Consider the following 26,600-nt stretch of genomic DNA (forward strand, 5'->3'; position numbering starts at 1 on the left):
TGAGGACTCATGGTTGAGGTGGAACGACACGCGTATGACGTGGTCGTGATCGGTGCCGGCGGCGCGGGGCTGCGCGCGGTGATCGAGGCCCGGGAGCGCGGCCTGCGGGTGGCCGTGGTGGGCAAGTCGCTGTTCGGCAAGGCGCACACCGTGATGGCCGAGGGCGGCTGCGCGGCTGCGATGCGCAACGCCAACGAAAAGGACAGCTGGCAGACGCACTTCTGCGACACGATGCGCGGCGGGAAGTTCCTGAACAACTGGCGGATGGCCGAACTGCACGCCCTCGAGGCGCCGGACCGGGTGTGGGAGCTGGAGACCTACGGCGCACTGTTCGACCGCACCAAGGACGGGCGGATCAGCCAGCGCAACTTCGGCGGCCACACGTATGCGCGACTCGCCCACGTCGGCGACCGCACCGGACTGGAGATCATCCGCACCATGCAGCAGAAGATCGTCTCGCTGCAGCAGGAGGACAAGGCCGAGCTCGGCGACTACGAGGCCCGCATCCGGGTGTTCGCCGAATGCACGGTCACCGAGCTCATCAAGGAGGGCGACCGCATCGCGGGCGCATTCGGATATTGGCGCGAGACAGGACGATTCATCTTGTTCGAGGCGCCGGCGGTGGTGATGGCCACCGGCGGCATAGGCAAGTCGTTCAAGGTGACGTCGAATTCGTGGGAGTACACCGGCGACGGACACGCACTGGCGCTGCGGGCCGGCGCGACGCTGATCAACATGGAGTTCGTCCAGTTCCATCCGACCGGGATGGTATGGCCGCCCAGTGTGAAGGGCATCCTCGTCACGGAGGGCGTGCGAGGCGACGGCGGGGTGCTGAAGAACTCCGAGGGTAAACGGTTCATGTTCGACTACATCCCGCCGGTGTTCAAGGGCCAGTATGCGGAGACCGAAGAAGAAGCCGACCAATGGCTCAAGGACAACGACTCGGCGCGCCGCACACCGGATCTGCTGCCTCGCGACGAGGTGGCCCGCGCGATCAACTCTGAGGTGAAGGCGGGACGGAACTCACCGCACGGCGGGGTCTACCTCGACATCGCGTCCCGGCTGCCGGCCGAGGAGATCAAACGCCGGTTGCCGTCGATGTACCACCAGTTCATGGAGTTGGCCGAGGTCGACATCACCAGGGATGCAATGGAAGTCGGCCCCACCTGCCACTATGTGATGGGGGGCATCGAGGTCGACCCGGACACCGGCGCCGCGACGGTGCCGGGGTTGTTCGCGGCCGGCGAGTGTTCCGGCGGCATGCACGGGTCAAACCGACTGGGCGGCAACTCGTTGTCGGACCTGCTGGTGTTCGGCCGTCGCGCCGGGCTAGGAGCCGCCGACTATGTGCGCGCGCTTCCCGACCGGCCGGCGGTGCCGCCGGAGGCCGTTGACGCGGCCGCCAAGATGGCGCTCGCCCCGTTCGACGGACCGAAAGACGGCGCGGCAGCGGAGAACCCGTACAAGCTGCAGATCGACCTGCAGGACACGATGAACGACCTGGTGGGCATCATCCGCAACGCCGACGAGATCAACGAGGCGCTGTCGCGGCTCGACGAGCTCAGGGAGCGGTTCCGCAACATCCTGGTCGAGGGCCACCGGCAGTTCAACCCCGGCTGGCATCTCGCGCTCGACCTGCGCAACATGCTGCTGGTCAGTGAGTGCGTGGCGAAGGCGGCGCTGACACGCACCGAAAGCCGCGGCGGCCACACCCGCGACGACTACCCCTCGATGGAACCCGAGTGGCGCAACACGCTACTGGTGTGCCGGGCAACGGCCGGCGATCCCGTCGTCCCCGACGTCGGCATCGGCAAGGAGCAACAGGTGCCGATGCGCCCAGACCTGATGGAACTGTTCGAGATTAATGAGCTCGACAAGTACTTCACCGACGAAGAGCTGGCCGACCATCCAGGACGGAGAAGGTAGATGAGCTACGACGCGAACCTGCGGGTGTGGCGTGGCGACGGCTCCGGCGGCGCGTTGCAGGACTTCACCGTGGAGGTCAACGAGGGTGAGGTCGTGCTCGACATCATCCACCGGCTGCAACAAACCCAGACGCCCGACCTGGCGGTGCGGTGGAACTGCAAGGCGGGCAAGTGCGGGTCGTGCTCGGCCGAGATCAACGGCAGGCCCAAGCTGATGTGCATGACCCGGATGTCGACGTTCGGCGAGGACGAAGTCATCACCGTCACGCCGCTGCGGGCGTTCCCGGTGATCCGCGACCTGGTCAGCGACGTCTCCTTCAATTACGAAAAGGCCAGGGAGATCCCGTCTTTCGCACCCCCGAAGGAGCTGCAGCCGGGCGAGTACCGAATGCAGCAGGAGGACGTGGCGCGCTCACAGGAGTTCCGCAAGTGCATCGAGTGCTTCCTGTGCCAGAACACCTGCCACGTGATCCGCGACCACGAGGAGAACAAGGAGGCCTTCGCCGGTCCGCGCTACCTGATGCGCATTGCCGAATTGGACATGCATCCGCTGGACACCCTGGAGCGGCGCATGTCGGCGCAGGACGAGCACGGCCTCGGGTTCTGCAACATCACCAAGTGCTGCACCGAGGTGTGCCCGGAGAACATCCAGATCACCGACAACGCGCTGATCCCGATGAAGGAACGGGTGGTCGACCGCAAGTACGACCCGGTGGTGTGGTTGGGTAACAAATTGTTCCGTCGCTAGTTGTCGAGTCGTCACAGTGTCGGTGTCGGTCCAACCGGGGAAGCCTCGAAGCATGGACGCGACGAGCATTAACGACATTCGCACGGCAATCCGGGAGCTATCCGCTCGCGCCGACCTCGCTCGCAAAGAGGGCCGTGACGACGACGCGGCCGAGATCGAGCGCCGGATCCAGGGTTACCGCCAGGAACTGTCCGAGCGGCCCTAGGGGTGCACGAACGGCGACTCGGCGTCAGGCGCCGAGCCGGCGAAAAGTGCTCCGGTGAAACACGATCGGCGCCACGTCGGGATGCACGGTGATGTCGTTGACCCGCAGGATGACGATGGTGTGATCGCCGGCCGGCACTGACTGCTCGATCGAGCTTTCCAGCCAGACGCTGGTGCCGTCGATGAACACCGCGCCGTTGGCAGTGGAAACGGTCCGCAGCCCCGCGAAGCGATCACCGGTGCGGGCGGCCAGTGCGCGGGCGGCCTCGTCGTGGGACTCGCCCAGCACGCTGATGCCCAGCCGCGGCAGGACCCTGAGCTTCGGCCAAGTCTGCGAGGTGTTCTGCACCGCGAACGACACCAGCGGCGGGTCCAGCGACACCGGGACGAACGTGCTGGCGGCCAGGCCCACCCTGGTGCCGTCGACCTCGGCCGCGATCGCGATGACACCCGTAGGGAAGTGCCCGAACGCCTCGCGAAGCGACGCCGCAGTCAAGTTGCCGGAGCCCATGCCACCCTCCCCGACTCACCCTACGCCCGAGCTGCGGTTTACCGGTACCGGCGAGCGGTCCGTCAACGCTTCCGGAAAGGCGTTGCGAGTGATCCGCGTCACGGACTCCGCCGGATATGCGTTGGCACAGGTAAACGGCTGTTAAGCAGGTGTCAAGACCGCTTGGATTGGAGGCGCCGCCGGGTTAGCCACTGGAATATTCGTCACACTAACTTGCGTTCAAGTTACTGATCGGTATAGTTTGAGTCAGGTTACTGGTGGGTAACTTAGCAATGAGTACCCAACCCCAGGTGGCTTTCTCGACGAGGAGGAAATGTGAGCCACTACAAGAGCAACGTCCGCGACCAGGAGTTCAACCTGTTCGAGGTATTCGGCGTGGACAGGGTGTTCGGTGAGGGCGAGTTCAGCGAGCTGGACACCGACACCGCCAAAGAGATGCTGGCCGAGATGAGCCGCCTGGCTGAGGGACCCATCGCCGAGTCATTCGTCGACGGTGACCGCAACCCGCCGCTGTTCGACCCGAAGACGCACTCGGTGACACTGCCCGAGTCGTTCAAGAAGTCCGTGCACGCTGTGCTCGAGGCCGGCTGGGACCGGGCCGGTATCGAAGAAGTGCTGGGCGGCATGCCCATGCCGAAGGCGTTCATGTGGGCGCTGCACGAGCACATCCTCGGCGCCAACCCGGCGGTCTGGATGTATGCCGGCGGCGCCGGGTTCGCCAACATCCTGTACCACCTCGGCACCGAAGAGCAGAAGAAGTGGGCCGTGTTGGCCGCCGAGCGGGGCTGGGGATCCACCATGGTGCTGACCGAGCCCGATGCCGGCTCGGACGTGGGCGCCGGGCGCACCAAGGCCGTCAAGCAGGACGACGGGTCCTGGCACATCGAGGGCGTGAAGCGGTTCATCACCTCCGGTGATTCCGGCGATCTGTTCGAGAACATCTTTCACCTGGTGCTGGCCCGCCCCGAGGGTGCGGGCCCGGGCACCAAGGGTCTGTCGCTGTTCTTCGTCCCGAAGTTCCTGTTCGACTTCGAGACCGGCGAAGTCGGCGAGCGCAACGGCGTGTTCGTCACCAATGTCGAGCACAAGATGGGCCTGAAGGTCTCGGCCACCTGTGAGTTGTCCTTTGGTCAGCACGACGTGCCCGCCAAGGGCTGGCTGGTCGGTGAGGTGCACAAGGGCATTGCGCAGATGTTCGACGTGATCGAGCAGGCCCGGATGATGGTCGGCACCAAGGCGATAGCGACGCTGTCGACCGGCTACCTGAACGCGCTGGAGTACGCGAAGAACCGCGTGCAGGGCGCCGACATGACCCAGATGACCGACAAGACCGCTCCGCGGGTCACGATCACCCATCATCCCGATGTGCGCCGCAGCCTGATGACCCAGAAGGCGTACGCCGAGGGCTTGCGGGCGATCTACACCTATGCGGCGACCTACCAGGACGCCGCGGTCGCCCGGGCGGTCCACGATGTGGACGCCGAGCTGGCGGTCAAGGTCAACGACCTGTTGCTGCCGGTGGTCAAGGGTGTGGGATCCGAGCAGGCCTACGCGAAGCTGACTGAGAGCCTGCAGACGCTCGGCGGCTCGGGCTTCCTGCAGGACTACCCGATCGAGCAGTACATCCGCGACTCGAAGATCGACTCGCTCTACGAGGGCACGACCGCGATCCAGGCGCAGGACTTCTTCTTCCGCAAGATCGTCCGCGACAAGGGTGTGGCGCTGGCTCACGTGGCCGGGCAGATCGAGCAGTTCGTCGAGAACGAGGACGGCAACGGCCGGCTGAAGGCCGAGCGTGAGCTGCTGGCCACGGCGCTGCAGGACGTGCAGGCCATGGCGGCGTCGCTGACCGGGTACCTGATGGCGGCTCAGGAGGATCCGACCAGCTTGTACAAGGTGGGCCTGGGTTCGGTGCGGTTCCTGATGAGCGTCGGCGACCTGCTGATCGGCTGGTTGCTGCAGCGTCAGGCCGCGGTGGCCATCCAGGCGCTGGACGCGGGCGCCGCCGGTGCGGATCGCGACTTCTACGAAGGCAAGATCGGGGTGGCGTCGTTCTTCGCGAAGAACTTCCTGCCGCTGCTGACCAGCACGCGCACCGTGGTGGAAAACCTCGACAACGACGTGATGGAGCTGCCCGAAGCGGCCTTCTGATCATGCATGTCTTGCTCGGCGCATAAAGGGCGGGTTCGGGACGACACCTGAGGGCGTCTCGCTTATCCTGCGCCGCCGGCTTTCACCTCTTATGCCGGCTCTTCGGACCAGTCTTTCCCGAACCCGTCGTGCCTGGCATTTTACTCCGGACACGGCCGGCGAGGAAGTAGTGACCGCCGCCGGGTCCCCTCTTGCCGGCGGCGGTCACTCGGAGGGAAAGGATGCCCCGTGCTGTCGTCGGGTCGGGGGGTCAGACGGCAACACGGGGCTACCGGTTTATCGATGCCGGCGACGGCCGCGTTACAGCCGATCCGAGATTTTTCGATCAGGCCTCAACGATCGCGACGACGCCCTGCCCGCCGGCCGCGCAGATCGAAATCAGGCCGCGAACGGTGCCGGTACCGCCGGTCTGCTTCTTCTTCTCCGCCAACTGCTTGGCGAGCTGCGCGACAATCCGTCCGCCGGTCGCGGCGAACGGATGCCCGGTCGCGATCGACGACCCATTGACGTTGAGCTTCGACCGGTCGATCGACCCGAGGGCGGAATCCAGGCCCAGCCGCTCCTTGCAGTAGTCCTCGGATTCCCATGCCTGCAATTGCGCAAGCACCACCGACGCGAATGCCTCGTGAATCTCGTAGTAATCGAAGTCCTGCAGGCTCAGGCCGTTGCGGGCCAGCAGGCGCGGCACCGCGTACGTCGGCGCCATCAGCAGACCGTCCACGCCGTTGACGTAGTCGACGGCCGCGGTCTCGGCGTCGACGAAGTAGGCCAGCGGCTCCAGTGAGTGCTGCTCGGCCCAGGCCTCGCTGGACAGCAGCGCCACCGACGCGCCGTCGGTGAGCGGCGTCGAGTTGCCGGCGGTCATCGTCGCGTCGCCGGCCCGCACGCCGAACACCGGCTTGAGCTTCGACAGCTTCTCCACCGACGCGTCGGGCCGCAGGTTGTTGTCGCGGTACAGGCCCAGGAACGGCGTGACGAGATCGTCGAAGAAGCCGCGGTCGTAGGCCGCACTGAGGTTGCGGTGGCTTGCCGTCGCGAGCTCGTCCTGGTCGACGCGCTTGATGCCCATCTGCTTGGCGGTGATCGCGGCGTGCTCACCCATCGACAGCCCGGTGCGCGGCTCGCTGTTCACCGGGATCTCCACGCCAAGCGACGTCGGCAGCTTGCCCAGCAGCTTGAGCCGGTCGACGTTGGACTTCGCACGGCGCAACCCAAGCAGCGTCCGTCGCAGGTTGTCGCCGAGCCCGATGGGAGCGTCCGACGCGGTGTCCACGCCACCCGCGGCGGCCACCTCGTAGCGTCCCGCGGCGATGCCGTCGGCGGCGGCGATCGCCGCCTGCAGGCCGGTGCCGCAGGCTTGCTGCAGATCGAACGCCGGCGTGTACGACGACAGCGAACTGCCGAGCACACATTCGCGGGTCAGATTGAAGTCGCGGCTGTGCTTGAGCACCGCACCGCCGATCACCGCGCCCAACCGCTGGCCGCTCAGATTGAAGCGGTCGATCAGACCGCCGAGCGCGGCGGTGAACATGTCCTGGTTGGACGCCTCGGCGTAGGCACCGTCCGATCGTGCGAACGGAATCCTGTTGCCGCCCAAGACGGCGACTCGCCGGAAAGTCTTGTCGTTGGCCACTGTGCCTCCACTGTCGATCGGGCTTCACGGGCCATACTACTCACCCTTATTACTGAAGAGTAAGTTCGTCCTCGACAGGCAATCAGCGACACGAGAGGCAACTCAGTGGCCCCGACCGATCTGTACTCGCAAATCGTCAACTCCGGCCCAGGGTCCTTCTTGGCCAAGCAGTTGGGCGTTCCGCAGCCGCCGACGCTGCGTCGCTACCGGCGCGGCGATCCACCGCTGGCGGGATCGCTGCTCATCGGCGGGGAGGGCCGCGTCGTCGAGCCGCTGCGCAGCGCGTTGGCCGAGGACTACGAACTGGTACGCAACAACCTGGGCGGCCGCTGGGCCGATTCGTTCGGCGGCCTGGTGTTCGACGCGACCGGGATCACCACCCCGGAAGGGCTGACGGCACTGCACGACTTCTTCCCGCCGCTGCTGCGCAACCTGGGGCGGTCGGGCCGGGTCGTGGTGGTCGGCACCACGCCGGAGGCGGCCGGCGGCGTCGACGAACGCATCGCGCAGCGCGCGCTCGAGGGCTTCACTCGGTCGCTTGCCAAGGAGCTGCGCCGGGGCGCGACCGCACAACTGGTGTACCTGGCGCCCGACGCGAAACCGGCGGCCACCGGGCTGGAGTCAACGATGCGGTTCATCCTGTCGGGCAAGTCGGCCTACGTGGATGGTCAGGTGTTCTATGTCGGCGCCGCCGATGCGACGCCGCCCGCGGACTGGGACAGGCCGCTTGACGGCAAGATCGGCATCATCACCGGCGCGGCCCGCGGCATCGGTGCGACGATCGCCGAGGTGTTCGCGCGCGACGGTGCCAAGGTGATCGCGGTCGACGTCGAGAAGGCCGCGGAGGCGTTGGCCGACACCGCCACCCGCGTCGGCGGCACCGCGTTGACGCTGGACGTCACCGCGGCCGACGCCGTCGACAGGATCACCGAACACCTGCGTGAACATTACGACGGTCGCGTCGACATCCTCGTCAACAACGCCGGCATCACCCGCGACAAGCTGCTGGCCAACATGGACGACGACCGCTGGAACGCGGTGCTCGCGGTCAATCTGCTGGCGCCGAAACGGCTTGCCGAGGGGTTGGTGGGCAACGGGTCGATCGGTGACGGCGGCCGGGTGGTCGGTCTTTCGTCGGTGGCGGGCATCGCCGGCAACCGCGGCCAGACCAACTACGCCACCACCAAGGCGGGCATGATCGGCATCACCCAGGCCATGGCGCCGGTGCTGGCCGACAAGGGCATCACGATCAACGCGGTTGCGCCCGGCTTCATCGAGACCCAGATGACGGCGGCGATCCCGCTGGCCACCCGCGAGGTGGGCCGGCGCCTCAATTCGCTGTTGCAGGGCGGCCAGCCCGTCGACGTCGCCGAGACCATCGCGTATTTCGCCAGCCCAGCGTCGAACGCGGTGACCGGCAACGTCATCCGGGTTTGCGGCCAGGCGATGATGGGCGCATAGGGTGAGCACCGTGACCGAACACTCCCAACCGAGCGGGCTGCGCAACCTGCTGCGGGCAGCCGCCGGCGCGCTGCCGTTCATCCCGCGCGGCGACACGCTGCCCGACCGCACGATCAGCGTCGAGGGCATCGAGATCGATCGCTCGAACGTCGCGCAGTACGCGGCAGTAACCGGCCTGCGCTACGGCGACCACGTCCCGCTGACCTACCCGTTCGCGGTGACGTTCCCGGTGGTGATGGAGCTGGTGACGGGCTTTGACTTCCCTTTCGCCGCAATGGGTTCGGTGCATGTGGAAAACCAGATAACCCAGTACCGGCCGATCTCGGTGACCGATACGGTTGACGTCAAAACGCACGCCGAGAACCTGCGTGAACACCGCCGGGGCCTGCTGGTCGATGTGGTCACCGAAGTCAACGTCGGCAATGACAGGGCGTGGCACCAGATCACGACGTTTCTGCACCAGCAACGCACCAGCCTGTCTGACGAGCCCAAGCCCGAACCGAAGAAGCCTCAGAAGCTGCCGCCGCCCAACGGGGTGCTGTCCATCTCACCGGGCACGATCCGCCGGTACGCGTCGGTCGGCGGCGACCACAATCCGATCCACACCAATCCGATCGCCGCCAAGCTGTTCGGATTCCCGACCGTGATCGCGCACGGGATGTACACCGCCGCAGCGGTACTGGGCAACATCGAGGGACTGCTGCCGGAGGCGGTGAACTATTCGGTGCGGTTCGGCAAGCCGATTGTGCTCCCGGCCCGGGTCGGGCTCTACGTGGACCGCGTCTCCGACGGCTGGGAGCTGGCGCTGCGCAACCTTTCGAAGGGCGACCCACACCTGACCGGAACGGTGACTTCGCTCTAAGCCGACCCGGAGGTGACGGACTTCGACGTCGTCTCGGCACTGGGCGCGCCGCGGAGGCCGTGCCAGAACAGGCCGATCATCAGCTCGGCGGCCTCGTCGACGTCGGCGTCGCCGGTGCTGACCCGGGTGCCCACCGCCTCGCCCGCACCCACCAGCGCGACGGCCATCATCTCGAAGTCGGCGTCCGGCGTTGGATTTCGCGTGCCCGCCTGCAACAGCCGCGCCACCAGGTCGGTGATCTGCTCGCGTCCCTCGCGCACCGTGTGGGCGAACGCCTGCGAGCTGGTGGCCTGGGTGTACAACACGATCCAGGACGCCCTATTGGCGTCGATGTAGCGCAGGAACGACAGAATGGCGTTACGCAGCAGGTCTTTCGGGCCCTGCTCGAAGTCGATGTCGGTACTGACGGTCTCGACGAACCGGGCCAGCTCGCGGCTCAGGCACGCACCGAAGAGCTCCTCCTTGGAGCCGTAGTACAGGTACAGCATCGGCTTGGATATCCGCGCCTGCGCGGCGATCGCGTCCATCGACGACTCGTGATAGCCGTTCATCGAGAACACCTGCACCGCGGCGTCGAGCATCTGCTGTTCACGAACGGCCCGCGGCAACCGCTTGGTGCCCCCAGCCATTCGTGAACCTTTCGTGCCGTTTCGGGAAGCCATAGCTGACTTAAGAGTAAGCAATTCGTTGCGTCTCAGCCGCCGCACCGCGGATTAGGGCCCTTTTCGGCGGCCATCCGCTGCACAGCTGCGTCGACGCCGGCCTGCGACAGCTCGCCGGCCGCCAGCGCGGACTGCAGCCGGTCGAGCACGGCGGGCACCTCGTCCGTCGTCACCCACAGCGCGGTGTCGGCCCCGGCCTTCAGGCTGCGCAGCACCGCCTCCGCCACCCCGTAGCGGTCGGTGATCGCCCGCATGGTCGACAGGTCGTCGGTGAACACCGGCCCGCCGAACGGCGGCGCGTCATATCCGCCCGACCGCAGCAGCGCATACGCCGCCGGACTAAGACTCGCCGGATCACTTCCGGTCAGGCCGGGCACCTGCATGTGCCCGATCATCACGCCGACCGGCGCTTGAGTCACCAACGTTCGGTACGGCACCAGGTCAACGCTCTGCAGCTGGTCCAACGGCGGGGTGACGACGCCGGCGGCGTGCGAGTCGCCGGACGCGCGGCCGTGGCCCGGGAAGTGCTTGAGCACCGGCAGCACCCCGGCCTCGCGCAGGCCACGGGCGTAAGCCCCGGCATAATCGATGACCACGGCGGGATCCGCGCTGAACGAACGGTCACCGATCACGCTGTCGGCGGGCGCGTCGGTGACGTCGACGACCGGGGCGAAGTCGATCGTGATGCCGAGGTGGCGCATCTTCTGGCCGCGGTCCCGCGCCTGGGCGTAGACCTCGTCCGGAGTGCTGGTCTCCGCCAGCGCCCGCGGCGACGGCGCCGGTCCGATCAGCGCGGCCAGCCGCGACACCCGCCCGCCTTCCTCGTCGACGCTGACCCCAAGCGCCAGCGGGCCGCCGGTGCGGGCGATCTCGGTCAGCGAGCCGTCGGTCAGCATCGACAGATCGGTCCAGCCGCCGATGAAAATGCCGCCCACGTGGTGGTCTGCCACCACCGCCCGCGCGTCGGCGGCATCCTTCACACCAACCATCAACAGCTGCGCCAACTTGTCACGGGTCGACATCGATGCCGCGTTGCCGCACGGCGCCGGCGCGGGCGGGACGGTGGCGGCGGCCCGGTCCGGTTTCGCCGGCGGGTGGGCGGCCGGCGTGCACGCCAGCACCAGCGCGGGCACCGCGGCGAGCATGATCAGGAAGCGCATCGGGCCATGCTGTCATGCGCCGGTGCGACCGGGGGTCGGCGGGGATGATGAGATGCACGTCCGCAAACCGGTGCGCGCGCGTCCGGTGCCGGTAGTTCCGCCGTGCCGCTGACTGACTCTGCTACCTTGTCGAACAACCGCGCGCCGAACGCTAGGAGTCAACAACAATGAACCGGTTCGTGCTGCCCGCGACGGCCAGCATCGTGGTCGGGCTGCTGCTGGGCGCAGCCGCGATCTTCGGAATCACGCTGATGGTGCAGCAAGACACCAAGCCGCCACTGACCGCCGGCGATCCGCAGTCGTCGGTGCTCAACCGGGTCGAGTACGGCAACCGCAGTTAGCCCGGCGGCGCCAAGCCCGGCGCCCCCCGCGGCCGCTGCGCCGCCGGTCACCGACGGAGTTTCGACCCGCTGGCTGTGGGCCGTCGGGGCCGCGGCACTGATCGGATCGTTCGCCCAGTCCCCGGGGTTGATCTCCCCCGACACCAAGCTCGATCTCACCGCCAACCCGTTGCGCTTCCTCGAGCGCGCCGCGAACCTGTGGAACAGCGAGCTGCCGTTCGGCCAGGCGCAGAACCAGGCGTACGGATACCTGTTCCCGCACGGCACCTTCTTTCTGTTCGGGCATCTGCTGGGACTGCCGGGGTGGATGACCCAGCGATTGTGGTGGGCGCTGCTGCTCACGATCGGCTTCTGGGGTGTGCTGCGGGTCGCCGAGGCGCTGGGCATCGGCAGCACCGGCTCGCGGGTCATCGCCGGGATCGCATTCGTGCTCTCGCCGCGCGTGCTGACGACGCTTGGCTCGATCTCGTCGGAAACGCTGCCGATCATGCTGGCGCCGTGGGTGATGCTGCCGGTGATCCTCGCGTTACGGGGCGGAGGGTCGATGCGGGTCTTGGCGGCGCGCGCGTCGGTGGCGATCGCATTGATGGGCGCGGTGAACGCGGTCGCCACGCTGACCGGCTGCTTGCCCGCCCTGATCTGGTGGGCCTGTCACCGGCCGAACCGGTTGTGGTGGCGATTCACCGGATGGTGGGCGCTCGGCATCGTGCTGGCCGTTTCGTGGTGGATGGTCGCGCTGGTGCTGCTGGGCCGGATCAGCCCGCCGTTCTTGGACTTCATCGAATCGTCCGGGGTGACGACGCAGTGGACCTCGCTGGTGGAGATGTTGCGGGGCACCGAGACGTGGTCGCCGTTTGTCGCGCCGACGGCCACCGCGGCCCAGTCGCTGGTGACCGGGCCGGTGGCGATCGTGGCGACGACGTTGGTCGCGGCGGCGGGGCTGGTCGGACTGGCGATGCGATCGATGCCTGCCCGCGGCCGGTTGGTGACGATGCTGTTGATCGGCGTCGTGCTGCTGGCCGCCGGCTACTCGGGCGGCCTGGGTTCGCCGATCGCACACGAGGTGCAGGCGTTTCTGGATGGGGCCGGCACGCCGCTGCGCAACGTGCACAAGCTCGACCCGGTGCTGCGGTTGCCGCTGGTACTCGGGCTGGCGCAGCTGCTGGGCGGTATCCCGCTGCCGGGCACCGCGCCGCGACGGGCCTGGCTCAACGCGTTCGCGCATCCCGAACACGACAAGCGGGTCGCGGTCGGCATCGTGGTGCTCGCCGCGCTGGCCGCCGCGACGTCGCTGGCGTGGACGGGACGGCTGGCACCATCGGGCGCGTTCAGCGCGATCCCGCGGTATTGGCACGACGCCGCCGACTGGCTGACCGAACACAACACGGGCACGCCGGCGCCCGGGCGGGTGCTCGTGGTCCCCGGGTCGCCGTTCGCCACCCAGGTGTGGGGCACCAGCCACGACGAGCCATTGCAGGTGCTCGGCGAAAGCCCTTGGGGGGTAAGGGATTCGGTCCCGCTGACGCCGCCGCAGACCATTCGCGCGCTTGACTCGGTGCAACGGCTGATCGCCGCGGGACGACCGTCCCCGGGTCTGGCCGATACCCTTGCCCGCCAAGGCGTTTCGTATGTGGTGGTACGTAACGATCTGGACCCCGACACGTCACGGTCGACGCGGCCGATCCTGGTGCACCGGGCAATCGATGGTTCCCCCGGGCTGAGCAAGGTCACCCAGTTCGGTGATCCGGTTGGCGCGGGCACGGTGCCCGGCTTCGTCGCCGACAGCGACCTGCGGCCGCGGTATCCGGCGGTCGAGATCTACCAGGTGCGCACGAACGGCAATCCCGGCGCGCCGTACTTCGCCGACACCGGCGCGATGACCCGCGTCGACGGCGGGCCCGAGGTGCTGCTGCGGCTCGACGAGCGCCGGCGGCTGGCGGGCGAGCCGCCGGTGGGCCCGGTGCTGATGACCAGCGACGCCCGGCGCGCCGGGCTGCCCGCCTCGTCGGTCACCGTCACCGACACCCCGCTGGCACGGGAGACCGACTACGGCCGCGTCGACGACCACTCCTCGGCGGTCCGCGCCAAAGACGATCGCCGCAACACGTTCAACCGGGTGCCCGACTATCCGGCCGGCACCGAGGCGCGGTACGGCGACTGGGCCGGCGGCCGGCTGACCGTGTCCAGTTCGGCGGCGGACGCCACCGCACTGCCCAATGTCGCGCCCGCGACGGCGGCGGCGGCCGCGATCGACGGCGACTCGGCCACCAGCTGGGTGTCCAATGCGCTGCAGGCCGCGATCGGCCAGTGGCTGCAGGTCGACTTCGACAAGCCCGTCACCAACGCGACGATCACGATCACTCCGAGTGCCACCGCCGTCGGCGCGCAGGTCCGCAAGGTTCAGCTCGCCACCGTCAACGGCACCACCACGCTGCGGTACGACCAGGCGGGCAAACCGGTCACGGCGGCGCTGCCGTACGGCGAGACACCGTGGGTGCGAATCACCGCGGCGGGCACCGACGACGGCTCCGCCGGCGTGCAATTCGGCATCATTGACGTCGCGGTAACGCAATACGACGCAAACGGTTTCGCTCACCCGGTCAACCTGCGCCATACGGTGACGGTGCCGGCGCCGCCGAAGGGTTCGACGGTCAACGGGTGGGATCTCGGCTCGGAGTTTCAGGGGCGGCCGGGGTGCGCGGCCGCCGCCGACCGGATGCACTGCGCGGCCACGATGGCGGCGTCGCCGGAGGAGCCCGTCAACTTCGGCCGCACGTTGACGGTGCCTGCGCCGGTCTCGGTGACGCCGGCGGTGTGGATGCGACCGCGCCAGGGTCCGGCGCTCGCGGACCTGATCAGCGAGCCGGGCACCGCCCGCGCCGGCGGCGACGCCGACGTGATCGACGTGTTGGGTTCGGCCTACGCCGCCACCGATGGCGATCCGCGCACCGCGTGGATCGCGCCGCAGAACGTGGTGCACGGCAGAACCGCGCCCAATCTGACGCTGAAGCTGCCCCGACCCACCGAGGTGACCGGGCTGCGGCTGACACCGAGCACGTCGACCCTGCCCGCTCACCCGACCGTGGTGGCCGTCGATCTCGGCGACGGCCCGCAGGTGCACGAGATCCGAACCGACCGGGACGGCGACGGGGGGCAGACGCTGGCGCTGAAGCCGCGGGTCACCGACACCGTCACGGTCAGCGTGCTGGATTGGGACGACGTCATCGACCGCACCGCGCTGGGCTTCGACCAGCTCAAGCCGCCCGGCATAGCCGAACTGGCGGCGCTGGGCAGCGACGGCCGGCCGATCGCGGCGGCCGACGCCGCGCGCAACCGGGCCCGGCCGGTCACCGTCGGGTGTGGAAGCGGGCCGATGATCGCGATCGCCGGCCGCTTCGTGCCGACGTCCATCCACACCACGGTCGGTGCGCTGCTCGACGGGCAGCCCATCCCCGCACAGCCGTGCGATCGAGCGCCGATCGCGCTGCCGGCCGGCGAACAGGAACTGCTGATCAGCCCCGGCGCGGCGTTCATCGTCGACGGGGCGCGGCTGAACACCGCGAATGCGGTCGCCACGGGGCCCTCTACGCCGGCCCCGACCAGGCCGGCCGACACCGGCACATGGGGCCCCGGCCGCCGCGAGGTCCGCACCGACCCGGCGCCGATGTCGCGGGTCCTGGTGGTGCCGGAGAGTGTCAACCCCGGCTGGGTCGCGCGCACCGCCAACGGCGTCCGGTTGACGCCGGTCACCGTCAATGGCTGGCAGCAGGGCTGGGTGGTGCCCGCGGGGACGGCCGGGACGATAACGCTGACGTTCGCGTCCAACGACCTTTATCGCGCCGCCCTCGCCGGCGGCTTGGCCCTGCTGCCGCTGCTGGTGCTGCTGGCGCTGTTGCCGGTGCGCCGGCCGCCGCGACCGGAGGAAGCGGCGCGGCCATGGCGGCCGGGACCGCTGGCGGCGGTGGCGGTGCTGGCCGTCGGCGCGCTGATATCGGGCGTGGCCGGAGTCGTGGTGTTCGGCATCGCGTTGGCCGCACGTCACGTTCTGCGCACCCGCCAACGGCTCGGCGACGCCGTCGCGGTGGGCACCGCGGCCGGGGGCCTGATCCTCGCCGGAGCGGTGCTGTCACGGCACCCGTGGCGCGCAGTGGGCGGCTATGTCGGACACTCGTGGGGCGTTCAGTTGCTGGCGCTGATCGCGGTTGGCGCAGTTGCAGCGACGGTGGTGTCGATCACGGTCGGGCCGGGCAACTATCGTGGCGAGCAGGACCGCGAAGTGAGCGGCGCGGATGGAGGAGCCGGATGACAAAGGCCGCCGAGTTGATAGTCAAGTGCCTTGAATCCGAGGGCGTTTCGGTGGTATTCGGATTACCGGGCGAGGAGAACATCCGATTGGTTCGGGCGTTGGCGGCGTCGAGCCTGCGCTATGTGCTGACCCGGCACGAGCAGGGCGCGGCGTTCATGGCGGAGATGTACGGCCGGGTAACCGGCCGTGCGGCGGTGGTGTCCACCACGTTGGGCCCGGGTGCGATCAACATGCAACTCGGGGTCGCCGACGCGACCACCAACAGCACGCCGATGGTCGCGATCTCCGCACAGGTCGGCCAGGACCGCGAGTACAAGGAGTCGCACCAATACGTCGACCTGGTGTCAATGTTTGCGCCGATCACCCGGTGGGCCGACGGCGTGCCGACCGCCCGCGCGATACCGGAGATGTTCCGCAAGGCGTTCAAGCTCGCGGAGAGCGAGCGCCCGGCCGCGGTCTACCTGGCCGTGCCCGAGCACATCGACGCCGACGACACCGACTACGACCTCAAACCGCTGCCGCGCAACGTGGTCCGGGCCGAGGCGCCGGCACCCAACCAGGTCAAGCGGGCGGCCGACATCCTGCGCAATGCCGAGCGGCCGGTCGTGGTGGCCGGACACGGCGCCGCCCGCGCCCGGGCCACCGCGGCGCTGATCCGGTTCTCCGACAGGCTCGGCATTCCCGTCGCGAACACCTTCCACGGCAAGGGCGTCATGCCCGACGATCACCCGACCAGCATCGGGACGATCGGGTTCATGACCCGCGACTACGCCAATTTCGGGTTCGAAACCGCCGACGTCATCATCGCGGTGGGATACGAGCTGCAGGAATTCGACCCCGTTCGCATCAATCCGGACGGCGACAAGAAAATCATCCATGTGCACCGCTTCCCCGCCGAAGTCGATGCGCACTATTCGGTGGATGTCGGGATCATCGGCGACATCAGTGCGTCGTTGAACGCGCTGACCGACGCGCTGGACGGGCGGCACTTCGACGGCGACGCCGCCCCCGGACGCGATCTGCTCAGCGCGGAATTCTCTCGTGGGCAGCAAGATTCACGCTTTCCGCTGGCGCCTGCGCGGATCGTCGCCGACACTCGCGCGGCGCTGGGCCGCAGCGATATCGTGCTGGTCGACACCGGCGCCACCAAGATGTGGATGGCCCGGCTCTACCCCACGTATGAATGCAATACCTGCCTGATCTCAAACGGGCTGTCCACCATGGCCTTTGCGCTACCCGGGGCGCTCGGGGTGAAACTCGCCAAACCCGACTCCAAGGTGCTGGCGGTGGTGGGCGACGGCGCATTCCTGATGAACGCGCAGGAGATCGAGACGGCGGTTCGGGAGCGCATACCGCTGGTCGTGCTGATCTGGGAGGACGGCGGCTACGGGCTCATCGAATGGAAGATGGACCTCGAACTCGGTGAGCATCACTACGTGTCGTTCAGCAATCCCGACATGGTGACGTACGCGGACAGTTTCGGCGCCAAGGGATATCGCATCAACAGCGCCGACGAGTTGCTGCCGACGTTGAAGGCCGCGCTCGACGACGACGGCGTTTCGCTGATCGCGTGCCCGGTTGACTACTCGGAAAATCTGCGCTTGACCGATACTCTCGGTCACCTCGACGAAGTGCTGTAGGGCGACCGAGACGGTCGGGCCGAGTCGGTCGGGCCGAGTCAATGCGAGACGGGCTCGGGCACGTCCCTGACCGAGCTGTCCAGCGGCGGTGTCGGCCGCTGATGACGAAACTCCCAGCCTCGCAACGCAACCCGGCACGGCGACTCGACCAGTGCATAGCTCACCGCGGCGATCGAAAACCCGAAGGCCAACGTCAACACCAACACCACCGGCATGTCGCCGTTGAACACAAACTTTCCGATGACCGGGAACACCATGGCCAGCGCGGCCAAGTGCCAGATGAACAGGCCGTACGACCACCGGCCCAGCGTGACCATCGACGCGCTGCCCAGAATCCGATGCGGCGTGTCGGGGCGGTCCAGCACCAGCGGCGCCAGCAGCGCGGCGGCGACCACCGCGCCCATCGACGTGCGCACCACGAACTGGCTGAGCGTGGCCGGCGTCAGTCCTTCGGGGCCGGCCAGCGGCGACGCCGCCACCAGGTAGGCCGCGACCGCGATCACCGCCATGAGCGCCCGCCGCCGCGCCAGCCGGTGCGGCCACCCGATCGGGCTGACGGTCCACTCGGCCAGCAGCATGCCCGCGGCGAACCACGACGCGTAGGCCGGCGGCCAGTTCAGCGGATTGAGGCCCTGCGCGGTGTGGATCGGGATGAAGCCCCAGGCCAGACTCGCGACGGCGACCGACGCGATCACCGGCACCCGGGCCGACACCGGCAGGCGCCGGGCAACCAGTGCCAGGATCGGCAGCGCGATATAGAAGCTGACCTCGACCGACAGGCTCCACATCTGGGTCAAGCCGGCCGTCAGCGTCAGCGGCACATAAATCTGGGTCAGCGTCAGATTCGCCAGCCACACCGTCGGGCTGGGATTGTGGTTGTCGGGCAGCAACGTCAAGATCACCACCACCGCGACGAGGTAGGCGGGCATGATCCGGACGAATCGCGAGCGCAGATAGTGCCCGGTCGGCGGGGTGTGCCGGAGCCCCCGCGCGGCCGCGGCGTGGCCGCGCCACAGCAGGAACCCCGACAACGCGAAGAACACCGCGACGGCGAGGTCGAACCGGCTGAACAGCCGGCCGGAAATGCCCGAGGAGTGGCCGGTCTGGAATGCGACGTGGGTGATCACCACGCCGATCGCCGCGCAGGCCCGCATTCCCTCGACCGCGGGCAAAAAGCTCCGTGTTCCGCCGACCGCCGATTCGGTGTTGGGCACGGGCACGTTAAATAGTGTGCCGGGCGGTGCACAGGTGCCGGGAACCGGGTGAAGCAAGCGCCCGGGAACTGGGTAAAGGAGGCTGAGCCGTGGCCTTAAATTCGGCTGTTAGGGTCAAACGAGTTTTGCCTCCACCGCCTGGTGGCGCATGTGGCGGCGGATGGTCACGCGACCGGGCTCGGTCGTCGAAACGGCCGGAGGGAGGCACGGTTTGAACCGGGCTGTTGCGTTGCGTATCGCGGCCTGCGGCATCATCGGCTTCGGTGCGGCGCTGCTCATCGCCGCGTTATTGCTGTCGACGTACACGGTTGACAGGGTCAGGAAGATCCCGCTGGACATCGACACCACATTGGTCAGCGCCGGAACCGGCACCGCGCTCGACCCCGCGTCACTGGCGAGTCCGCGCTTCGTGATCGACAAGAACGTTCCGCTGACCATGCAGCAACAGATGACCGTCGAGTCGCCGGCAAACGCTCAGGTGGTGACGCTGCAAGTGGGCACCACGCTGCGACGGACCGACAAGCAACAGGACAACGGCCTGCTGCTGGCCATGGTCGACACAGTCACGCTGAACCGCGCCACCGCGATGGCCGTCTCCAGCGACACCAACCCCGGTGGCGCCGTGCAAAAGCCGCGCACGATCGAGGACACCAAGCCCCCGACCAACGTGGTGCTACCACACGAGGGACTGAGTTACCGGTTCCCGTTCAACGTCGAGAAGAAGACGTACCCGTACTTCGATCCGATTGCGCAGAAGCCGTTCGATGCCAACTACGACGGCGAGGACGACGTCAACGGGCTGACCGCCTATCACTTCAAGCAGAACGTCGGTTACGACAACGACGGCAAGCTCGCCGAGCCGATCAAGTACCCGTCGCTGTATGACCGCAGCGAGGACGGCACGGTCACCGCCCGCGCGTCGGAGTGGGGACTGCCCGGCCCGCCCGACGACCCGGTCACGATGACCCGGTACTACGCCGCGCAACGTGACTTCTGGGTGGATCCGATCAGCGGCACGATCGTCAAGGAAAAGGAACGGGCATTTCAGTACTACGCCCGCGATCCGCTGAAGCCGGAGACGACGTTTGTCGACTACACGGTGACCTCCACGGAGCCGACCGTCGAGTCTCAGATCAACGCCGCGCGCGACCAACGCGATCAGATTGCGCTGTGGGGCCGCATTCTGCCGATCACGTTCACCGCGATTGGGGTGATCGCCATCGTCGGCGGCGTGCTGCTGGGCCTGTTCAGCCTGCGGGCCGAGGACACGCTGATCGACCCGGGCCTCGACACCGCCGACCACGGGTTCTTCGGGCCGCGCGGGGAGGCGGCCGAACCGGTGTCCGGCGCCGAGGCGGCAACCGAGAAACTGCCGACGCGGCGCCCGACGCCGCCAACCGCTCCACCGGGTGCGCCGCCCAGGTAGCCGGCTAGCGCCGGATGTCGCCGACCGGGCGGCTCCGGCGGCCTACGCGCTGGTGCTCGCGTTGGTGGTGACGGCGCCGCTGCTGGCCCCGGGCTACCTGCTGTTGCGCGACGCGGTGTCGACCCCGCGGTCGTATCTGTCCGACGACGCGCTCGGATTGTCCGAGTCGGCTCCGCGCGCGCTGCCGCAGGACTTCGCCGTCGCGGTCGCGTCGCACGTACTCGACGGCGGCGTCGTGGTCAAGGCGCTGCTGATTGCCGGCCTGGGGCTGGCCGGCTCGGGTGCGGCGCGGTTGGCGGCCCATGTCGTGCCCGACGCCCGGCGATCCGGCGAATTCGTCGCGGCCACGGTCGCGGTGTGGAATCCGTATGTTGGCGAGCGACTGCTGCAGGGGCACTGGAGCCTGCTGGTCGGCTACGGCTGCCTGCCGTGGGTGGCTGCCGCGATGATCAAGCTGCGTTCGGGGGCGACGGCCGCGTGGTGGTCGCTCGCATTCTGGATTGCGCTGGCCGGGTTGACCCCGACCGGGCTGATGATGGCCGCAACGGTCGCGCTGGTGTGCGTCGCGGCGCCCGGTGCGGGGTGTCGACGCTGGCTGTGCGGGGCGGGTGCGCTCGGCGTCGCGGTGTTGGTGGCGTTGCCGTGGCTGAGCGCCTCGGCGCTCGGCGGATCGCCGGCGGCACCCCAGGACGGCGGTGTGGCGGCGTTCGCGGCGCGGGCCGAGCCGGGTCTGGGCACGCTGACGAGCCTGGCGTCACTCGGCGGCATCTGGAACGCCGGTGCGGTACCCGCTTCCCGCACAACGCCTTTCGCGGTGGTTGCGGCCGCGGTGTTGCTCGGCATCGTGGCGATCGGGGTACCGGCGCTGCGGCACCGGCCGGTCGCGGTGGCGTTGCTGGTGCTGGGCGCGGTGGCGGTGTTGGTGCCCGCGGGGATGGCCACCGGCCCGGGCCAGTCGCTCGTCGGGGCGGTGTTGCGGGCCGTTCCGGAACTCGGCGTGGTACGCGACGGGCAAAAGTGGGTTGCGCTCGCGATGCCCGGGTATGCGCTGGCCGGCGCGGCCGCGGTGCTGACATTGCGGCGTTGGCTGCGACCGGCATTGGCCGCTGCGGCGTGCTGCGTGGCATTGGTGGCGGTGCTGGCGGACCTGGCCTGGGGTGTCGGCGGGAAGGTCGTCGCGGTGCGCTACCCGCCGGGGTGGGCGGCGGTGGCGGCGACGATCAACGCCGAGCCGCGCCCGGTCGCGGCGCTGCCCGCCGACACGATGCGCCGGTTCGGGTGGTCGGGTGCCGCGCCGGTGCTGGATCCGTTGCCGCGGTGGGTGCGTGCCGAGGTGTTGTCGACCGGTGACCTGACGATCTCGGGGCAGACGGTGCGCGGCGAGGGCCGTCGCGCCCGCGACGTCCAGCGGCTGCTGCTGACCGGCGCCGATCCGGCGTCATTGGCTCGCGCAGGCACCGGCTGGGTCGTCGTCGAGTCGGGCACCGGTGGTGAAACCGGCTCGGCGGCAAGGACTCTCGGTGAGCTGCCGGTGGCCTACCACGACCACGACCTGACGGTGTACCGGGTCGGCGGCGACCGGCCCGGCGCATCGGCCGGCCGGCGCGCGCTGATGGTGGCCGCGCATCTGGTGTGGCTGGCGGTGCTGGCGGCCGGCGCCGCGGGCATGGCGGTCGGCGCGGTCCGCAGCGGGCGAGGTGCGGTAGTCAGACCAGGCCGCTGACCCGCTGGCCGGCCAGCACCGCCTGCAGTACGGTGTGCATCGCGGAAGCGCTTTGCCGCCAAGAGAATTCCGCGCTGCGGGCCTGTGCCTTGCGGCCAAGCTCATCGCGAAGCACGGGATCGGAGAGCAGCTCCTCGAGCCGCTCGACCAGCTCGGCCCGGTCGTCCACCAGCATGCCGGTCACCCCGTCGACAATCGAATCGTTCAATCCGCCCGAGGACCGGTAACCGATCGTCGGCACGCCATGCTGGGCCGCCTCGGTGACCGCCAGCGCCCAGCCCTCCTTGCGCGACGGCAGTACATGCACCCACGCCCGTTGCAGCAACTCGTGTTTGGTGACATCGCCGACATGTCCGTGGAATGTCACCGCAGCAGAGATGCCCAGTCGATCGGCGTGGTTGATCAGCCGGTCCCGCCACCAGCCGCCGCCGATGATGTCGAGGTGCAGAGCGGGCATCGTCCTGTGCAGCACCGCGACCGCCGCCAGGGCGTCTTGGATCTGCTTGTGCGGCACCAGCCGGGACAGCACGGCGACCCGCGGGGCCGCGGCGCGCGGCAGACTCAGCGTGTGTGGCGGAGCCTGGTCAAGCCCGTTGCGCACGACCGCGATGCGGTCGGGGCCGACGCCGAGGTCGGCCAGGTCGCGCGCCGACGGCAGCGACACCGTCACGTACTGGTGGCGCCGGTGCATCCGCGGCGAGAGCCGCGACTCGCAGTACCAGCCGAGCCGGCCCAGCCAGCGGCCGGCCAGCGGCCACTGGTCGCGGTGGCAGTGATGCACCAGCACCGCGACCCGCCTGCCGAACACCAGCCGGGCGAAGAACGGCCACCCGTTCTGCGTGTCGATCACCACGTCGGGCCGCACGTGCCGCAGCGGGCCCAGCCCGACCCTGGCCGCCGCCATCGCCAGCAGCGCCAAGGGGTACACCGAGAAGCGGCCACCGCCGCGGCTGATGCGCACCCCGTCGACCACCTCGTCGCGCCGCGAACCCGGATACCGCGCGGTGCGCAGCGTCACCGCGATCCCCGAGGCCGCCAATTGCGCGCCGATCCGCTGCAGGTACATCTCGCTGCCGCCACCCTGAGGATGGCCGATGTCGCGCCAGCACAGCAGCAGCACCGCGCCGACGCCCCCTCGATTCCTCGCGGCGAACGACATCCGGTTCAGCGTAGCCTCAGGCCGATGGCGGCCACCGACATCTTCGCCGGGCGGGCAACCCTGCGTCGTTCGCTGCGGCTGTTGGCGGAGTTCCGGTTCGAGCAGCGACAACCGCATCGTTTCTATGGCGCGCTGGCCGACGACACCGTCGCGATGGTCGACGACCTGTGGCGGGCCACCCACGGTGCGTCGCCGGCGGGCCGAGTGCTGCTCGACGTCGGCGGCGGTCCCGGCTACTTCGCGAAGAAATTCACCGAGGCGGGCGTGCAGTACCTGGCCGTCGAGCCCGACGCGGCCGAGATGCACGCCGGGCCGACCGTCGACCGGGAAGCCGCCAACTTCGTCCGGGCCTCGGGCATGGCGCTGCCGTTCGCCGACGACAGCGTCGACATCTGTCTGTCGTCGAACGTCGCCGAGCACGTGCCGCGGCCGTGGCGGCTCGGTGATGAGATGCTGCGCGTCACCAAACCGGGTGGGCTGGCGGTGCTGTCCTACACGGTGTGGCTGGGCCCGTTCGGCGGCCACGAAATGGGCCTGACGCATTACTTCGGCGGTGCCCGCGCGGCGGCCTGGTACGCCCGACGGCACGGACATCCGGCGAAGAACAACTACGGGTCTTCACTGTTCGCGGTCTCGGCGGCCGACGGGTTGCGGTGGGCCGACGCCACGGGGGCACTGGAGGCCGCATTTCCTCGCTACCACCCTCGATGGGCGTGGTGGATGATGCGCACGCCGGTGCTGAGGGAATTTCTGGTCAGCAACCTGGTGCTGGTTCTTCGGCCGCATTGATGCTTGACTGGAACAGGTTCTCGTTGTGGTTGCGGCTGGGTTAGGGTGGTCGATGATGGCCGAGTACGCCGCTGCGGAGCGGGCCCGCCCCAGCGCGTCGCAGCGTGATCCCGAGTTGCTGCGCGCCGACTTCGAGCGGTGGCTGACCGGCCGCCAGCCCGGCGCCGCCGTCGCGTCGGCCACGGTGCCGTCGTCCACCGGCATGTCCAGCGAAACGATCCTGGTGGACGCCGGCTGGGACGGCGAACCGCATCGGCTCGTGGTGCGGATCGCACCGCAGCCGCGGTCGCGCCCGGTGTTTCCGCACTACGACATGCGCTGCCAGTTCTTGACCCTGCGGCGGCTGCGGACACAGCTGAACCGGCCCGCGGTGCCGGGGGTGCTGTGGTGCGAGAACGACCCCGCACCGATGGGCGCGCCGTTTTTCGTGATGACCCGAATCGACGGTGAGATTCCCCCCGACGTGATGCCGTACACGTTCGGGTCCTGGCTGTCCGACGCAAGCGCCGCCGACCGGCGGCGGCTGCAGCACGCGACGGTCGAACAGCTGGCCCGGGTGCACGCCGCCGCGGCGGCCGATTTCGGATTCCTCGATCGTCGGCGTCCCGGCGAGACGGCGCTGCACGCCCATGTCCGGCACACCGAGGAGTACTACGAATGGATCGGCGCGGACGTGCCGCTGATCGAGCGCGGCTTCGACTGGCTGCGCGAGCATTGGCCGAACGAGTCGGACCCGGTGCTCTCGTGGGGCGACGCGAGGATCGGCAACATCATCTACCGCGATTTCACACCGGTGGCCCTGCTGGACTGGGAGATGGCCTCGCTCGGCCCGCGGGAGCTCGACCTGGGCTGGATGATCTTCCTGCACCGGTTCTTCCAGGATCTGGCCAACGCCGCGGGCCTGCCCGGGCTGCCGGACTTCCTGCGTCGCGACGACGTCGCCGACGCCTACGCCGACATCACCGGCCATCGTCCCGCCGACCTGGACTTCTACACCGCGTACGCCGCGCTCCGGCACGCCATCATCATGGTGCGAATTCAATTGCGCGCCATTGCTTTTGGTCAAGGTGAACTGCCCGACGATCGGGACAGCATGATCCTGCACCGTGACACGCTGGTGAGGATGCTCGACGGCACCTACTGGACCGCCCTGGATTCCGCTATGACAGGAGGCGCATGACCGACTACAAGACCGAATGGGACAAGCTGTTCATCGGCGGCATGTGGACTTCGCCGTCGACCAACGAGGTCATCGAGGTCCATTCGCCGGCCACCGGTGAGTACGTCGGCCGGGTGCCACTTGCTGCGGCGCCCGACGTCGACGCGGCGGTTGCGGCGGCCAGGAGAGCATTTGACGACGGACCGTGGCCGTCCACCCCGCCGGCGCAGCGGGCCGCCGTGATCGAGGCCGCGGTCAAGCTGCTCGAGGACCGCAAGGACTACTTCACCTACCTGCTGACCGGCGAGGTCGGTGCGCCGCCGACCATCGTCGAGACCATGCACTGGGCCGGCTCCCTCGGATCGCTGAACTTCTTCGCCGGCGCGGCCGACAAGGTGACGTGGACCGAGACCCGCAACGGCGCGTACGGGCAGACCATTGTCAGCAAGGAGCCGGTCGGCGCGGTCGGCGCGATCGTGGCCTGGAACGTGCCGCTGTTCCTTGCCGTCAACAAGCTCGGCCCGGCGCTGCTGGCCGGCTGCACGGTGGTGCTGAAACCGGCGGCGGAGACCCCGCTGACCGCGAACGCGCTCGCGGAGGTTTTCGCCGAGGCGGGGCTGCCCGAGGGTGTGTTGTCGGTGGTGCCCGGCGGTGTCGAGACCGGACAGGCGCTGACCTCGCACGCCGATCTGGACATGCTGACGTTCACCGGCAGCAGCGATGTCGGTCGTGAGATCGGCAAGCGGGCGGCCGACATGCTCAAGCCGTGCACGCTCGAGCTGGGCGGCAAGTCGGCGGCCATCATCCTCGAGGACGTCGACCTGGCCGCCGCGGTGCCGATGCTGGTGTTTTCGGGCCTGATGAATGCCGGGCAGGGCTGCGTGAACCAGACGCGAATCCTGGCGCCGCGGTCGCGCTATGACGAAATCGTCGAAGCCATCAAGAATTTCGTCGAGGCGTTGCCCGTCGGGCTGCCGTCCGACCCGGCCACGCAGATCGGTCCGCTGATCTCCGAGCGCCAGCGCGCCCGGGTCGAGGGTTACATCAAGAAGGGCATCGCCGAGGGCGCGCGGCTGGTCACCGGCGGCGGCCGCCCCGAAGGTTTGGACAGCGGCTACTTCGTGCAGCCCACAGTCTTCGCCGACGTGGGCAACGAGATGACGATCGCGCAGGAGGAGATCTTTGGGCCGGTGCTGTGCATCATCGGATACGACACCGAGGACGACGCGATCCGGATCGCCAACGACTCGGTGTACGGGCTGGCCGGCAGCGTCTGGACGACCGACGTGCCGAAGGGCATCGAGATTTCCGCGAAAATCCGTACCGGGACATATGGAATCAACTGGTATGCCTTCGATCCGGGTTCACCGTTCGGCGGCTACAAGAATTCCGGCATAGGACGAGAGAACGGCCCCGAGGGTGTTGAGCACTTCTGCCAGTCGAAGAGCGTGTTGCTGCCGATGGGCTACACGCTGACCTGACATCGCCGTGCGCGGAGGTCTGTTGGGTCCGAGGTTGGCGGACTA

Annotated in this window: 20 protein-coding genes; 14 read left to right on the forward strand and 6 right to left on the reverse strand. The window is 68.6% G+C overall.

The genetic code is table 11. The features are described 5' to 3' along the window. Nucleotides 1-9 precede the first annotated feature (9 nt). The 3 genes from VE759_RS04475 to VE759_RS04485 are packed head-to-tail and all read left to right on the forward strand — an operon-like array spanning nt 10 to nt 2,878. Nucleotides 10-1,926, forward strand: coding sequence for a fumarate reductase/succinate dehydrogenase flavoprotein subunit (locus tag VE759_RS04475; protein WP_324928599.1), 1,917 nt, complete (start codon nt 10-12; stop codon nt 1,924-1,926). After that, nucleotides 1,927-2,673: a succinate dehydrogenase/fumarate reductase iron-sulfur subunit gene (locus tag VE759_RS04480; protein ID WP_324928601.1), complete on the forward strand. Its 747-nt coding sequence runs from the start codon at nt 1,927-1,929 to the stop codon at nt 2,671-2,673. 52 nt (nt 2,674-2,725) lie between these two features. Further along, nucleotides 2,726-2,878, forward strand: a complete 153-nt coding sequence (locus VE759_RS04485; protein ID WP_324928603.1) for a hypothetical protein — start codon at nt 2,726-2,728, stop codon at nt 2,876-2,878. Nucleotides 2,879-2,902: 24 nt separating this feature from the next. On the opposite strand, the gene VE759_RS04490 is transcribed toward VE759_RS04485, so the two are convergent. Then, complete coding sequence (locus tag VE759_RS04490; RefSeq protein WP_324928605.1) at nt 2,903-3,388, reverse strand: flavin reductase family protein; 486 nt, start codon at nt 3,386-3,388, stop codon at nt 2,903-2,905. A gap of 315 nt (nt 3,389-3,703) precedes the next feature. On the opposite strand from VE759_RS04490, the gene VE759_RS04495 reads away from it, so the two are divergent. Continuing rightward, on the forward strand, nt 3,704-5,539 hold the full coding sequence (locus VE759_RS04495) for an acyl-CoA dehydrogenase (RefSeq protein ID WP_324928607.1): 1,836 nt from the start codon (nt 3,704-3,706) through the stop codon (nt 5,537-5,539). A 325-nt stretch (nt 5,540-5,864) separates the two neighbouring features. Here the strand turns inward: VE759_RS04495 and VE759_RS04500 are convergent, their stop codons facing one another. After that, nucleotides 5,865-7,172, reverse strand: coding sequence for an acetyl-CoA C-acetyltransferase (locus VE759_RS04500; protein ID WP_324928610.1), 1,308 nt, complete (start codon nt 7,170-7,172; stop codon nt 5,865-5,867). 105 nt (nt 7,173-7,277) lie between these two features. On the opposite strand from VE759_RS04500, the gene VE759_RS04505 reads away from it, so the two are divergent. Together VE759_RS04505 and VE759_RS04510 are read left to right on the forward strand one after the other, a co-directional pair. After that, a complete protein-coding gene (locus VE759_RS04505) occupies nt 7,278-8,633 on the forward strand; it encodes a 3-oxoacyl-ACP reductase (RefSeq protein ID WP_324928612.1) in 1,356 nt (451 codons plus the stop codon). Nucleotides 8,634-8,643: 10 nt separating this feature from the next. After that, nucleotides 8,644-9,495 carry a MaoC/PaaZ C-terminal domain-containing protein gene (locus VE759_RS04510; RefSeq protein ID WP_324928613.1) on the forward strand — a complete coding sequence of 284 codons (852 nt, stop codon included), beginning with the start codon at nt 8,644-8,646 and terminating at the stop codon, nt 9,493-9,495. On the opposite strand, the gene VE759_RS04515 is transcribed toward VE759_RS04510, so the two are convergent. Both VE759_RS04515 and VE759_RS04520 read right to left on the reverse strand, forming a co-directional pair. Next, nucleotides 9,492-10,124: a TetR/AcrR family transcriptional regulator gene (locus VE759_RS04515; RefSeq protein ID WP_324928615.1), complete on the reverse strand. Its 633-nt coding sequence runs from the start codon at nt 10,122-10,124 to the stop codon at nt 9,492-9,494. The genes VE759_RS04510 and VE759_RS04515 overlap by 4 nt on opposite strands. Before the next feature lie 65 nt (nt 10,125-10,189). Further along, nucleotides 10,190-11,317, reverse strand: a complete 1,128-nt coding sequence (locus tag VE759_RS04520; RefSeq protein ID WP_324928617.1) for a glycoside hydrolase family 3 N-terminal domain-containing protein — start codon at nt 11,315-11,317, stop codon at nt 10,190-10,192. Nucleotides 11,318-11,484: 167 nt separating this feature from the next. Between VE759_RS04520 and VE759_RS04525 the strand changes: the two genes are divergently transcribed. The 3 genes from VE759_RS04525 (at nt 11,485) to VE759_RS04535 (ending at nt 17,604) form a co-directional block, all read left to right on the forward strand. After that, the gene (locus tag VE759_RS04525) at nt 11,485-11,658 is read left to right on the forward strand and encodes a DUF2613 domain-containing protein (RefSeq protein WP_324928619.1); all 174 of its coding nucleotides are present in this window, start codon (nt 11,485-11,487) and stop codon (nt 11,656-11,658) included. 73 nt (nt 11,659-11,731) lie between these two features. Continuing rightward, nucleotides 11,732-15,964, forward strand: a complete 4,233-nt coding sequence (locus VE759_RS04530; protein ID WP_324928673.1) for an alpha-(1->3)-arabinofuranosyltransferase domain-containing protein — start codon at nt 11,732-11,734, stop codon at nt 15,962-15,964. Then, nucleotides 15,961-17,604, forward strand: a complete 1,644-nt coding sequence (locus VE759_RS04535; protein ID WP_324928621.1) for an acetolactate synthase large subunit — start codon at nt 15,961-15,963, stop codon at nt 17,602-17,604. The genes VE759_RS04530 and VE759_RS04535 overlap by 4 nt, the downstream gene beginning before the upstream one ends. Nucleotides 17,605-17,642: 38 nt before the next feature. On the opposite strand, the gene VE759_RS04540 is transcribed toward VE759_RS04535, so the two are convergent. Beyond that, entirely contained in the window at nt 17,643-18,758 is a 1,116-nt protein-coding gene (locus VE759_RS04540) for an acyltransferase (protein WP_324928676.1), read from the reverse strand. 271 nt (nt 18,759-19,029) lie between these two features. On the opposite strand from VE759_RS04540, the gene VE759_RS04545 reads away from it, so the two are divergent. Then, nucleotides 19,030-20,244: a DUF3068 domain-containing protein gene (locus tag VE759_RS04545; RefSeq protein ID WP_324928623.1), complete on the forward strand. Its 1,215-nt coding sequence runs from the start codon at nt 19,030-19,032 to the stop codon at nt 20,242-20,244. Next, complete coding sequence (locus tag VE759_RS04550; RefSeq protein WP_324928625.1) at nt 20,228-21,967, forward strand: hypothetical protein; 1,740 nt, start codon at nt 20,228-20,230, stop codon at nt 21,965-21,967. The genes VE759_RS04545 and VE759_RS04550 overlap by 17 nt, the downstream gene beginning before the upstream one ends. Here VE759_RS04550 and VE759_RS04555 read toward each other — a convergent pair. Then, on the reverse strand, nt 21,951-23,126 hold the full coding sequence (locus VE759_RS04555; protein ID WP_324928627.1) for a glycosyltransferase family 4 protein: 1,176 nt from the start codon (nt 23,124-23,126) through the stop codon (nt 21,951-21,953). The genes VE759_RS04550 and VE759_RS04555 overlap by 17 nt on opposite strands. 24 nt (nt 23,127-23,150) lie before the next feature. On the opposite strand from VE759_RS04555, the gene VE759_RS04560 reads away from it, so the two are divergent. The 3 genes from VE759_RS04560 to VE759_RS04570 are packed head-to-tail and all read left to right on the forward strand — an operon-like array spanning nt 23,151 to nt 26,555. Then, nucleotides 23,151-23,915 carry a class I SAM-dependent methyltransferase gene (locus tag VE759_RS04560; RefSeq protein WP_324928629.1) on the forward strand — a complete coding sequence of 255 codons (765 nt, stop codon included), beginning with the start codon at nt 23,151-23,153 and terminating at the stop codon, nt 23,913-23,915. Between the two features lie 55 nt (nt 23,916-23,970). Continuing rightward, a complete protein-coding gene (locus VE759_RS04565) occupies nt 23,971-25,095 on the forward strand; it encodes a phosphotransferase family protein (RefSeq protein WP_324928631.1) in 1,125 nt (374 codons plus the stop codon). Continuing rightward, nucleotides 25,092-26,555 carry an aldehyde dehydrogenase gene (locus VE759_RS04570; protein WP_324928632.1) on the forward strand — a complete coding sequence of 488 codons (1,464 nt, stop codon included), beginning with the start codon at nt 25,092-25,094 and terminating at the stop codon, nt 26,553-26,555. The genes VE759_RS04565 and VE759_RS04570 overlap by 4 nt, the downstream gene beginning before the upstream one ends. Nucleotides 26,556-26,600: the final 45 nt, after the last annotated feature.

The sequence above is a fragment of the Mycobacterium sp. genome, from assembly GCF_035640695.1.
Lineage (GTDB): Bacteria > Actinomycetota > Actinomycetes > Mycobacteriales > Mycobacteriaceae > Mycobacterium.

Excerpts from the sequence above, each read along its gene's own strand:
- VE759_RS04475 (WP_324928599.1), top strand. The coding sequence starts at position 10 with ATGGTTGAGGTGGAACGACACGCGTATGACGTGGTCGTGATCGGTGCC.
- VE759_RS04480 (WP_324928601.1), top strand. The coding sequence starts at position 1,927 with ATGAGCTACGACGCGAACCTGCGGGTGTGGCGTGGCGACGGCTCCGGC.
- VE759_RS04485 (WP_324928603.1), top strand. The coding sequence starts at position 2,726 with ATGGACGCGACGAGCATTAACGACATTCGCACGGCAATCCGGGAGCTA.
- VE759_RS04490 (WP_324928605.1), bottom strand. The coding sequence starts at position 3,388 with ATGGGCTCCGGCAACTTGACTGCGGCGTCGCTTCGCGAGGCGTTCGGG.
- VE759_RS04515 (WP_324928615.1), bottom strand. The coding sequence starts at position 10,124 with ATGGCTGGGGGCACCAAGCGGTTGCCGCGGGCCGTTCGTGAACAGCAG.
- VE759_RS04520 (WP_324928617.1), bottom strand. The coding sequence starts at position 11,317 with ATGCGCTTCCTGATCATGCTCGCCGCGGTGCCCGCGCTGGTGCTGGCG.
- VE759_RS04525 (WP_324928619.1), top strand. The coding sequence starts at position 11,485 with ATGAACCGGTTCGTGCTGCCCGCGACGGCCAGCATCGTGGTCGGGCTG.
- VE759_RS04535 (WP_324928621.1), top strand. The coding sequence starts at position 15,961 with ATGACAAAGGCCGCCGAGTTGATAGTCAAGTGCCTTGAATCCGAGGGC.
- VE759_RS04540 (WP_324928676.1), bottom strand. The coding sequence starts at position 18,758 with ATGCGGGCCTGCGCGGCGATCGGCGTGGTGATCACCCACGTCGCATTC.
- VE759_RS04555 (WP_324928627.1), bottom strand. The coding sequence starts at position 23,126 with ATGTCGTTCGCCGCGAGGAATCGAGGGGGCGTCGGCGCGGTGCTGCTG.
- VE759_RS04560 (WP_324928629.1), top strand. The coding sequence starts at position 23,151 with ATGGCGGCCACCGACATCTTCGCCGGGCGGGCAACCCTGCGTCGTTCG.
- VE759_RS04565 (WP_324928631.1), top strand. The coding sequence starts at position 23,971 with ATGGCCGAGTACGCCGCTGCGGAGCGGGCCCGCCCCAGCGCGTCGCAG.
- VE759_RS04570 (WP_324928632.1), top strand. The coding sequence starts at position 25,092 with ATGACCGACTACAAGACCGAATGGGACAAGCTGTTCATCGGCGGCATG.